We start from the raw sequence: 8,748 nt of genomic DNA, 5'->3' as shown, positions 1-8,748 counted from the left end.
GGCGGCGGCCCGGCACACGTGCATGCGCGGCCGACGGCCGCCAGACGCGGACGGCCCTCGCGCTCGCGCTGCTGGCCGCCACCCAGCTACTGATGATCATGGACACGGCGATGCTCAATGTGGCGCTGCCGTCCATCGGCCGGGACCTCGGGTCCGGTTCGGCCGGGCTGTCGTGGGTCGCCAACGGGTATCTCATCACCTTCGGCGGGCTGTTGCTCCTCGGCGGACGCACAGCCGATCTGTTCGGACGGCGGCGGGTGTATCTCGCCGGGCTCGGCCTGCTCGCCGCGGCCTCCGCGGCCGGGGCCGTCGCCGCCGCCCCCGGCCAGCTCATCGCGGCGCGCGCGGCGCAGGGCGTGGGGGCCGCCCTCGCCGCGGCCGCCGCCTTCGCGCTGCTGCTCGGGCTGTTCCCGGACGGCCCCGCCCGGCACCGGGCGCTCGGCGTCTTCGCCGCCATGGGCGGACTGGGCGGAGTCCTCGGCACCGTACTGGGCGGAGTGCTCACCGACGCCCTCGGCTGGCGCTCCGCCTTCTGGCTCAATGTGCTCGCCGCCGCGGCGCTCGGGCTGATCGCGCTGCGCGTGCTCGACGGGGGGACGCGCAGCGCACAGCCCGGCTTCGACCTCGGCGGGGCGCTCGCCTGCACCGCGGGCCTGGGGCTTCTCGCCTATGCCCTGGTCGGCGCGGGCGAAGCGGGCTGGACCGGCGTCCGCACCCTTGCCGCGGGCGCGGCCGGCCTCGTGCTCCTCGCCGCCTTCGCCCTCTGGGAACGGCGCACCGCGCACCCCCTCGTACCGCCCGCCGTGCTGCGCCGGCCCGCCCTGCGCCGCGCCAACGCGCTGAGCGCGCTGGCCCAGATGGCGCTGTTCCCGATGTTCTTCCTGGTCAGCCTGTATCTGCAGAGCGTCCTCGACCACTCGCCGCTGACCGGGGGACTTGGCCTGCTGCCGCTCTCCCTCGTGGTCGTGGCGGTCGCACCGCAGACCGGCCGGCTCATCGGCCGCCTCGGGCTGCGTACGACCATGACGGCGGGGTTCGCGCTGCTGCTCGGCGGCATGGTCTGGCTGGCGCTGTCGCTCTCGGCCGACGGGACGTTCACCACGGCCGTGCTCGCCCCGAGCCTCGTCCTCGGCGCGGCCCTGCCCCTGGTCATGGTCACCACCAATGTCGCCGCGACCGCGGAAGCAGGGCCCGAGGAGACCGGTCTGGCCTCCGGACTGGTCAACACCAGCCAGCAGTTCGGCTCGGTGCTCGGACTCGCCGTCCTCGTCGCCGTCGCCACCGCGGGCCTCGGACCGGATGCGACCGCCGCGGACCAGACCGCCGGTTTCCGCGCCGCGCTCCTCGCCGGCGCGGGCTTCGCGGCCCTCGCCGTCCTGCTGTCGCCGCGGCTGCGCCTGCCGCCGCCGTCCGGACGGCAATCCGGGCCGCGCGGGGTCCCGTCGGCCGCAGGACCGGATGGGCCGTCGGCCGTACCGCGGCGCGAAAGGACGGCCGGGACCGCGTCTGCGCGAGGTGACGTGCCCGTGCCGCGGGCCGCGTCTGCGCGAGGTGACGGGCTCGCGCGAGGTGGCGGGCCCGGGCGGACGGCCTCATCCGCGGCCCGGCCTGACGAGCTTGTGCAGCGCGACGGGTCCGGGCCCGTCGCCGCAACCATGCCCGCGCGGCCCGACGCGTCCGGGCCGCGCGGGGCACGCGCGGCCGTGCAGGCCGATGCGCCCGCGCCGCACGATTCCGGAGCGGCGGACCCTTCGGCGGCCGACGCCGCACCCACACCCGCGCCGGAGTCGCCGCACACGGCCCCCGCGCCCCGCACCGACCGGGTCGGCGGCGCCGTGGAGTGACGTGACGGCGGGCATCCCGCCCGCCCGCCGACCGACCCGAACCGACCGCCCGAGGGGGGCACCCACCGTGACGCTGTACGACCTGGCCACGCCCGGTCCCGATCTGCGCGGCGAACCGCGCTACCGCATCGCCGAGATACGCGCCGCCGATCCGCTCGCCGCCGACCCGGTCCTCGCCGCCGTTCCCGCCATGAACGCCGACGCCGACGTGCCCGCGCTCACCGTCGCCCTGCGCGCCCTGGTGCCGTCGCCCGAACGGGTGGCGGCGCTCGGGGTCGTCGACGCGCTCGCCGCCATGCGGGACCTCGGCATCCTCCTCGGCTCGCTCAAGCGGCACGGCGTGCAGCCGGTCGCCGCCGTGCCCGAAGTGCTGCCCGTCCTCGAAGAGCTGGGGCGGCGCACCGACATGGTGCCGCGCGACACCGTCCACCACTACACCGCCTGGAACCCCCTCGGCCGCCGCCAGCGGATGTACACCTCAGACCCCATGGAGGGCAATCTCCAGGACGCGGTCCGCATGGTCTTCCCCAACCTCGTCGCCGCCCTCGGCAGCTGCGCGGAGCTGGCCCGCCGCGAACCGTACGAAGCCGGCTTCGCCCTCACCCTCGACCGCATCGCCCAGCAGGTGCAGTCCATGGTCGAGGCCATCGACTTCACCGTCGACCGGGTCTCACCGGTCTTCTTCGCCCGGCGGATGCGCTCCTACTTCGAGGAGATCGACGTCGCGGGCCGCGTCTACCTGGGCCCCGCCGCCGCGCAGGTGCCCCTCTGGCTGGTCGATCTGACGCTCTGGCAGTGCGACCGCGGCAACGCCGAGTACAACGCCTTCCTCGACGACTCGGTGCAGTACAGCCTCCCCTCCTGGCGCGCCCACTACCACGCGCACAAGGGCGGCGTCTCCGCCGTCTCCAAGCTCTCCGCCGCCCTCAGCTGGGAGTCCGCCCACCGGCTGCCGCCCCAGCTGGCCGCCTCGGCCGTCTCCCTGGCGCGTGTGCTGCGCATCCTCAAGACCTTCCGCGCCCGCCATCTCACCATCGCCCGCAAGGCGTACGCCGACGAGGTGCGGCTGTACGACGCGGGCAGCGGCGGCGCGCCGATCGAGCTGCTGCGCTCCGTGCTCGACCTGACCCGGGACAACGAGACCCTGGTGCGCCGGTCCGCGTCCGTCCCCGGCCCCCGCGCCGCCTGACCGAGCCGCTCCCCGGCGCGGCCGCCGGCCGTGCCGCCGCCCGCATGACCGTCCCAGGAGGTCCGACCCCCATGCCCCAGATCCTTATCGCCGGCGGCGGCATCGCCGGGCTCACCGCGGCGCTGTCCCTGCACACCGCCGGATTTGAGCGGATCACCGTCGTCGAGGCCGCCCGGGAGAGCCTGCCCGTCGGCGCGGGGCTGAACATCATGCCCAACGCCGTGCGCGAACTCGACGCGCTCGGCCTGCTCGACCCCCTCGAAGAGCGCGCCGTACGCACCCGGGAGCTGCGCTACTACCACCGCAGCGGCGCCCTCATCTCGCGCGAGGCGCGCGGCATGGACGCCGGGTACCACTGGCCGCAGCTGTCGATCGCCCGCGCCGAACTCCAGTCCGTGCTCGCCGGCGCCGTCGTCCGGCGGCTCGGCCGCGCCGCGCTGGTGCCGGGCGTCCGCGTCACCGGCGTCGACACCCTCCCGGACGGCGGGGCACGCGTCCAGCTGGAGCACCGGGACGGCGAGCAGCGCGCCAGGACCTGCCTGGAGCCGGATGTGCTGATCGGCGCCGACGGCATACGCTCGGCGGTGCGCGCCGCGCTCAATCCGCGCGAGGGGGCCCCGCCGTGGAACGGGATGCTCGTCTGGCGCGGAGTCTCCCGCATGCCCGCCGCCGCGGCGGGCGACTTCATGCTCATCGCGGGCGACGACCGGCAGAAGGCGGTCGTCTACCCGATGAGCGAGCCGGACCCGGCGACGGGCGACACGCTGGTCAACTGGGCCCTCGCCATCCCGGCCGACGATGTGCCCGAGGCGCGCGCCGCACACGCTACGCGCGGAGAACGCGGAGACCGCAGGGCCTACGCGTACGGGGACTGGAACCGGCCCGTACCCGTCGCGCAGATCCTGCCCTACTACGAGGGCTGGGAGTTCGACGGCGTCAGCGTCCCCGAGGTCCTCAAGGCGGCCGACGCGGCGTATGAGTACCCGATGGTCGACCGCGAGCCGCTGGAGCGCTGGACCCTGGGCCGCACCACCCTGATCGGCGACGCGGCGCACGCCATGTACCCGATCGGCTCCAACGGCGCGACCCAGTCCATCGTCGACGGCAGGGCCCTGGGGTACGCCATGGCCCTCAACCCCGACCCGGCCGTCGCCCTGGCCCGGTACGAGGCCGACCGCAGGCCCGCGATGACCGAGCTGCAGCGGGCGAACCGGCAGCTGGGCCCCGAGGTCGTCATCAACCTCGCCCATGAGCGCGCGCCCGGCGGCTTCGCCGACGTCCATGATGTGATCCCGCCCGACGAGCTGGCCCGGATCGCCGCCCGCTACGCCGCGACCGGCGCCTTCGACCCGCAGACCGTCAACCAGGGCTCGCCCTACCGGCTCACCCCGCGATCGCTTCCGTGAGCACGCGTGGGGCGCGTGCTCAGGCCCTGTGCCCCTCCTCGCGCTCCCCGTGATGCGCCGGGCGTACGGCCGCGCGCCGTGGTTGCCGGGGTCAGGTGCCATTACCGTCGGGTGACGGCGCGACGCACACCGCCGTGCGTCCCCTCGGATGCGTACCTCCCCTGCGAAGGTGGAACCCGTGAAGGCAATCCGTCGATTCACCGTCCGCCCCGTCCTGCCCGAACCGCTCCGCCCGCTCAGCGACCTGGCCCGCAATCTGCGCTGGTCCTGGCACACCGAGACCCGCGACCTCTTCCAGGCCGTCGACCCCGGGGGCTGGAAGGCGTCCGGCCATGACCCCGTACGGCTGCTGGGCGCCGTGCCCGCCGCACGTCTGGCCGAACTGGCAGGCGACCGGCGATTCCTGCGCCGGCTGGCCGTCGTGGCCGGCGATCTGGACGACTATCTGCACGGCCGCAGGTGGTACCAGCAGCACAGCGCGGTCACGGGAGGCGCATCCGGCCCGTCTGCCCCAGCCGCCTCATCCGGCCGGGTCGGCGGTTCCGGCGGTTCCGGCCCGTCCGGCCCGTCCGGCCCGTCCGACCGGTCCGACCGGTCCGGCGGCGACAGCGGGGAGTTCCCGTCCGCCATCGCCTACTTCTCACCCGAATTCGGCGTCACCGCGGCGCTGCCCCAGTACTCCGGCGGCCTTGGCATCCTCGCCGGCGACCACCTCAAGGCCGCCAGCGACCTGGGCGTCCCCCTGATCGGCGTCGGACTGCTCTACCGCCATGGCTACTTCCGCCAGTCCCTGTCCCGCGACGGCTGGCAGCAGGAGCACTATCCGCTGCTCGACCCCAACGAACTCCCCCTCCGCCTGCTGCGCGAGGAGGGCGGCGCGCCCTGCCGCATCGCCCTCACCCTGCCCGGCGACCGCGCGCTGCACGCCCAGATCTGGGTCGCCCAGGTCGGCCGTGTCCCGCTGCTGATGCTTGACTCGGGTGTCGAGGAGAACGGCCCGGGCGAACGCAATGTCACCGACCGGCTCTACGGCGGCGGCAGCGAGCACCGGCTGCTCCAGGAGATGCTGCTGGGCATCGGCGGCGTCCGCGCCGTACGGGCGTACTGCCGGCTCACCGGCCACCCCGCGCCCGAGGTGTTCCACACCAACGAAGGGCACGCCGGCTTCCTCGGCCTGGAGCGGATCAGGGAGCTGGCGCTCGCCCCCGAGGAGGGCGGCGCGGGCCTGGACTTCGCCGCCGCGCTCGAAGCCGTACGCGCCGGAACGGTCTTCACCACCCACACACCCGTCCCCGCCGGCATCGACCGCTTCGACCGCGAGCTGGTCGCCCGCCACTTCGGCGACGGCGCGGAACTGGACGGCGTGCCGGTCGAGAAGATTCTGGCGCTCGGGCGGGAGACCTATCCGGGCGGCGACGCCAAGCTCTTCAACATGGCCGTGATGGGGCTGCGCCTGGCGCAGCGCGCCAACGGCGTCTCCACCCTCCACGGCTCCGTCAGCCGCGCCATGTTCGCGGGCCTCTGGCCGGGCTTCGACCCGCAGGAGGTCCCCATCACCTCCATCACCAACGGCGTGCACGCCCCCACCTGGGTCGCCCCGGAGGTGCTGCGCCTCGGCGCCCGCCAGATCGGCCTGGGCCGCGCCGAGGACAAGCTGGCGGTCGGGGCCGCGGAGCGCTGGGACGCCGTCGCCGACATCCCGGACGACGACATCTGGGAGCTCCGCCGCGAACTGCGCGAACAGCTGGTGCACGAGGTGCGGCGGCGGCTGCACGCCGCCTGGCGGCAGCGCGGCGCCGGGGCCGCGGAGCTGGGCTGGATCGACTCGGTGCTCGACCCGGACGTCCTCACCGTCGGCTTCGCCCGCCGGGTGCCCTCGTACAAACGGCTCACCCTGATGCTGCGCGACCGCGAGCGGCTGGCCGAACTGCTGCTGCATCCGACGCGCCCGGTGCAGATCGTCGTCGCGGGCAAGGCCCACCCGGCGGACGACAGCGGCAAGCGGCTGGTGCAGGAGCTGGTGCGGTTCGCCGACGACCCGGCCGTACGCCACCGGATCGTCTTCCTGCCCGACTACGGCATGGGCATGGCGCAGAAGCTGTACCCAGGCTGCGATGTCTGGCTCAACAATCCGCTGCGGCCGCTGGAGGCCTGCGGCACCAGCGGAATGAAGGCCGCGCTGAACGGCTGCCTCAATCTGTCGGTGCTGGACGGCTGGTGGGACGAGTGGTTCGAGCCGGACTTCGGCTGGGCCATCCCCACCGCCGACGGCTCCGCCACGGACGAGGAGCGGCGCGACGACCTGGAGGCGGCCGCGCTCTACAAACTGATCGAGGAGCGGGTCGCGCCGCGCTTCTACGACCGGGGCGCGAACGGGCTGCCCGGCCGCTGGATCGAGATGGTCCGCAGGACGCTCACCTGCCTCGGGCCCAAGGTGCTCGCGGGGCGCATGGTGCGTGAGTATGTCGAGCGGCTGTACGCGCCCGCCGCGCAGGCCCACCGGGCGCTGGACGCGGACGCCGCGCGGGAGCTGGCAGCCTGGAAGGCGGCGGTCCGCGAGGCCTGGCCGCGGGTGGGGATCGACCATGTCGAGGCCCTCGACCAGTCAGCCGCCGCCGGAACGGCCGAGCTGGGCGCCACTCTGTCGCTGCGGGTGCGCGTCACGCTGGGCGCGCTGCGGCCGGACGACGTCGAGGTGCAGGCCGTCGCGGGCCGCGTCGACTCCGACGACACCATCGGCGACGCCCACACCTTCCCGCTGAAACCGGCGGGCGGGCCCGATCTGGAGGGCCGCTGGGTGTACGAGGGCCCGCTGGCCCTGGACCGCACCGGCCCCTTCGGTTACACCGTCCGCATCCTCCCGGCCCACCGGCTTCTCGCGTCGAGCGCAGATCTCGGGCTGGTGGCGCTGCCGACGGAGGCCGTGGGGGAGGGGGCGGGGGTGCTGATGCGCTGACCGGGCGGCCGGCGGGGCCGGTTGGGCGCGGCCAGGGGCGGCTCGTGGCCGGTCGGCGGGTTGCTCATGGGCGGTTTGTGGGCGGGTCATGAGCGGGTCCAGCCCTGCTCCCCGGCGTACCAGTACCCGCCGCCGGGGCTGACCGCGCTGGTGCGGAACGGCCTGCCGCCGTCGTCGACGCGCAGCACGCCCTTCCGCTCCCCGCTCGTCCAGGTCAGCTCCAGATACCAGTCGCAGTCACAGCGGGCGGTCTGCGCCTCGACGCGCAGCACCAGCGGATCGTCGGCCCTCACCTGATAGGGCAGCCGCGGAGCGGGCAGCTCCTTCACCTCACCGGTGGCGCCGGACACCTCGACCCCGTCGACCGGCCGGGCGACGGGCCGGTCCGCGTCCAGATCCACCTTGTACACGGCCGGAGTGAGCGCCCCGCCGCAGCCCTGGTCCATGGCGTAGGCCGTCCACGGCAGCGGCTCACGGCGCTCCGTCACCCGTATATGCAGCTCCTGTACGACGACGGGCCCGGCGTCCTTCGCCGGACGCACCGTCACCCGGGTGATGGCGTCCCCGCCGTGCACCGCGCCGAGGTCTGCCGCCCACTTCCGGGCGTCCTGGGCGACGGGCGGCGGCGGCACATCGGCGGGGGCGCGGTCGACGAGATACGTATGCCCGCAGCCGGAAGCCCAGACATGGCTGTCCGCGGACCAGGAGAGCGGCGGCCTCTCGGGGGCGGGCGCCGCCTCAGCCGCGGGCGTGCGCCCTTCCCCCGCGTCCCTCTCCGCACCCGTCTCCGCATCACTCTCCGCCAACTCGACGGCGACGACCCCGCCGACGACCACGGCGACGGTCGCGAGAGCGGCGGCGAGTATCCGCGTACGGGGCCGGAGCCGACGGCGGGCGCCCGACGCCGCCGGCGTGTCCGGCGGGAGGCTGGTGCGCGTGCCGGTCTGCGGGACGGTGTCCGGCGCAGCGCCCCGGCCGGCATCCGTACCGGGGTCCGCGTCCGGAGCCGTCGCCTCCCCCTGGGGACGCCCTCCGCTCTCCGCGCGGTCGCGGACGGCGGACGCCAGCACCCACCGCTGGTGCAGCTCCATCCGCTCGGCCGCCGACGCTCCGCACAGCCGGGCCAGCCGCTCGACCGGCGCATAGCCGGAGGGCACGGCCCGCCCATGGCAGTACCGGTGCAGCGTGGACGTGCTGATATGGAGCTGCGCCGCCAGCGCACCGTAGCTGCGGCCGGAGCGCTCCTTCAGCTCGCGCAGCCGCTCCGCGAACGCGGCGATCTCCTCGGATGTCTTCTCAGGCGTCTTCTCGGGCACCTTCTCGGAACGGTCCATTCCGCTGTCACCCTCCCCG

The 8,748-nt window shown here is 74.9% G+C and carries 5 protein-coding genes; 4 read left to right on the top strand and 1 reads right to left on the bottom strand.

Going from position 1 to position 8,748, the window contains the following annotated elements; all coding sequences use genetic code 11:
• The 4 genes from OF819_RS18845 to glgP all read left to right on the top strand — a co-directional run.
• The coding region (locus tag OF819_RS18845; RefSeq protein WP_267244734.1) for an MFS transporter at positions 1 to 1,844 on the top strand (1,844 nt) is incomplete at its 5' end.
• A 67-nt stretch (positions 1,845 to 1,911) separates the two neighbouring features.
• Complete coding sequence (locus OF819_RS18840) at positions 1,912 to 3,033, top strand: monodechloroaminopyrrolnitrin synthase PrnB family protein (protein WP_267244733.1); 1,122 nt, start codon at positions 1,912 to 1,914, stop codon at positions 3,031 to 3,033.
• Between the two features lie 71 nt (positions 3,034 to 3,104).
• Entirely contained in the window at positions 3,105 to 4,439 is a 1,335-nt protein-coding gene (locus tag OF819_RS18835; RefSeq protein ID WP_267244732.1) for an FAD-dependent monooxygenase, read from the top strand.
• Positions 4,440 to 4,617: 178 nt separating this feature from the next.
• Positions 4,618 to 7,395, top strand: coding sequence for an alpha-glucan family phosphorylase (glgP, locus tag OF819_RS18830; protein WP_267244731.1), 2,778 nt, complete (start codon positions 4,618 to 4,620; stop codon positions 7,393 to 7,395).
• 86 nt (positions 7,396 to 7,481) lie between these two features.
• Here the strand turns inward: glgP and OF819_RS18825 are convergent, their stop codons facing one another.
• On the bottom strand, positions 7,482 to 8,729 hold the full coding sequence (locus tag OF819_RS18825; RefSeq protein WP_267244730.1) for a helix-turn-helix domain-containing protein: 1,248 nt from the start codon (positions 8,727 to 8,729) through the stop codon (positions 7,482 to 7,484).
• Between the last annotated feature and the right edge of the window lie 19 nt (positions 8,730 to 8,748).

Source organism: Streptomyces sp. PR69 (genome assembly GCF_026420845.1).
Classification (GTDB): Bacteria; Actinomycetota; Actinomycetes; order Streptomycetales; family Streptomycetaceae; genus Streptomyces.
Note: the sequence above shows the minus strand (reverse complement) of the source record. Positions and strands in the feature narration are given on the sequence as shown.

Bases quoted from the DNA above. Each gene is read 5' to 3' on its own strand.
- OF819_RS18835 (WP_267244732.1), top strand. From the start codon at position 3,105: ATGCCCCAGATCCTTATCGCCGGCGGCGGCATCGCCGGGCTCACCGCG.
- OF819_RS18825 (WP_267244730.1), bottom strand. From the start codon at position 8,729: ATGGACCGTTCCGAGAAGGTGCCCGAGAAGACGCCTGAGAAGACATCC.